At 52.9% G+C, this 514-nt stretch carries 1 rRNA gene; it reads left to right on the top strand.

The window, feature by feature from the left end:
- A 23S ribosomal RNA gene (locus QUF73_00020) occupies positions 1-514 on the top strand; the annotation flags it as partial.

Here is a 514-nt window from a genome sequence, read left to right as displayed (position 1 = left end):
GAAGGCAGACCCGGGGAACTGAAACATCTAAGTACCCGGAGGAAGAGAAAGCAAACGCGATTCCCTGAGTAGCGGCGAGCGAAACGGGATTAGCCCAAACCAGGAGGCTTGCCTCCTGGGGTTGTAGGACACTCTACACGGAGTTACAAAGGAACGAGGTAAATGAACAGGTCTGGAAAGGCCGGCCAGAGAAGGTAAAAGCCCTGTAGTTGAAACTTCGTTCCCTCCAGAGTGGATCCTGAGTACGGCGGGACACGAGAAATCCCGTCGGAAGCAGGGAGGACCATCTCCCAAGGCTAAATACTCCCTAGTGACCGATAGTGAACCAGTACCGTGAGGGAAAGGTGAAAAGCACCCCGGAAGGGGAGTGAAAGAGATCCTGAAACCGTGTGCCTACAAGTAGTTAGAGCCCGTTAATGGGTGATAGCGTGCCTTTTGTAGAATGAACCGGCGAGTTACGATTACATGCGAGGTTAAGTTGAAGAGACGGAGCCGCAGCGAAAGCGAGTCTGAA

It is taken from the genome of Cytobacillus sp. NJ13 (assembly GCA_030348385.1).
Lineage (GTDB): Bacteria > Bacillota > Bacilli > Bacillales > Cytobacillaceae > Cytobacillus.
The sequence above is the reverse complement of the archived record's forward strand: the minus strand, read 5'-3'. Positions and strand labels throughout refer to the sequence as shown.